Raw genomic sequence first — 1,433 nt, forward strand, 5'->3', positions numbered from 1 at the left:
GGAGCGCTTTCTGCGTTTAGGGCATCTCACCACGGTGCTACACCGGTGAGCAGCCACACTGCAAAGAACAGCGACGATGTTGCAACCAGTTCCGCGTCCCAAGCTCCCGAATCTCTCCCACAACAAAACCTCTCCAACATTCACCGTCAGTGCTGTCAGCACCGTCAGCCTAAAGACTCTGAGAAGAAGACCTTGAACCGTTTTTGATATTGACCTGAAATCAAGCGCTTATTTATCAATCTTCTCGAGGCGTCATAGTGTAATGGTAGCACGCCTGCCGATTAGAGGATTATACTTTGAAAGCAGGAAGCGCGGGTTCGAGTCCCGATGGCGTCACCAATTTTTCGGCTGCGACGCAACCACTCAGATTTTTTCTTGGCGAAGTCGGCGAAGCAGTGGCCTATCTGAACACAATTGTGGTTGGTTTAGATGCCGTAGAGAATGGCTACAAGAAGCCAGCCGGTTTGAAGATTTCGTGGAACCCCGATGACCAAAATGCAGCGGCAAGAAAAGCTCGCCGCTTTGCGGTTGAAGCCACTATGCAAAAGGTGTGTGGAGCCCTAAAGGAATATATCGCAACCATTTCAAATTTCAAACGGCTCACAGTTGTAAGAGAACGATGGTCCGGAAAAACAACCAGCGCAGAGAAAACTACCGACGTGGCTGAATTTCTCTTAGGAGAGGACGATTTTTTACATGTGGGAGCTTGCTTAACAATCCACTGGCGAAACCGTATAGTTCACAAACGTTCCAGTGCCAAACTAACCGCCAAACAAGAAAATCGACTGAGAAAACAAAAAGCTACAATCAAATCTAACTTTGCTTCCCTAGATGTTGATAGATTACTGGATCATTTTGAGAAAGGTCGGCCGACGCTCAAAGATATCTCCACTTTGATTTCTTTTTCAATCCGATTTGTTAGGGAACTGGATCGCAAATTAAACCACGTGTCTAAGTTAGATCTTGATTACCTTCTTGATCGGTATGAGTTGACTAGTCGCGTTGAAAAGATAGAACGTGAAACGTCTCCGCCAAAGCGTTTTGTTTCAATTGTACGGTTGCTGAAGACAGAGGCACCCGGATTGGTTGTGAGTTACCAAGAATATTATGATCGTTAATGTCCGCATGGCGGACTAAAGCGATGTTGAGAATTTACATATGGGCCCTTAGAAGTCTAAAAGCGCTCGACTGTTCAGGTCGAGCGCTTGAGCATTCGTTGCCGCGTGAATTTTCAATGGTTTGTTAATTCTATCACCCGCATCCCCGCTTTACCCTCCCGACTGAACGCGATGTTTACACCCTGTCGCCGCAGAACCGGCTGAACCCTACGCAGGGCCGCACCAAACCGCGCCTCAGACCGGGGAAAACTCTGGCTGTCTGTCAACGGCGGCGTAAAAACCTGCCATGGGGCGGAGCAAAAGTCGTCCACTGAT

2 protein-coding genes and 1 tRNA gene are annotated in these 1,433 nt (G+C 48.0%); all 3 read left to right on the plus strand.

What is annotated here, in order from left to right; genetic code table 11:
- Positions 1-207: hypothetical protein (locus GS614_RS22030; protein WP_216601252.1), on the plus strand; the 207-nt coding region annotated here is incomplete at its 5' end.
- Positions 208-248: 41 nt separating this feature from the next.
- Positions 249-339, plus strand: a tRNA-OTHER gene (locus GS614_RS21950).
- On the plus strand, positions 297-1,118 hold the full coding sequence (locus GS614_RS21955; protein ID WP_171727326.1) for a hypothetical protein: 822 nt from the start codon (positions 297-299) through the stop codon (positions 1,116-1,118). The genes GS614_RS21950 and GS614_RS21955 overlap by 43 nt, the downstream gene beginning before the upstream one ends.
- Positions 1,119-1,433: the final 315 nt, after the last annotated feature.

This window comes from Ruegeria sp. HKCCD6604, assembly GCF_013110635.1.
In the GTDB taxonomy this organism is placed as follows: Bacteria; Pseudomonadota; Alphaproteobacteria; order Rhodobacterales; family Rhodobacteraceae; genus Ruegeria.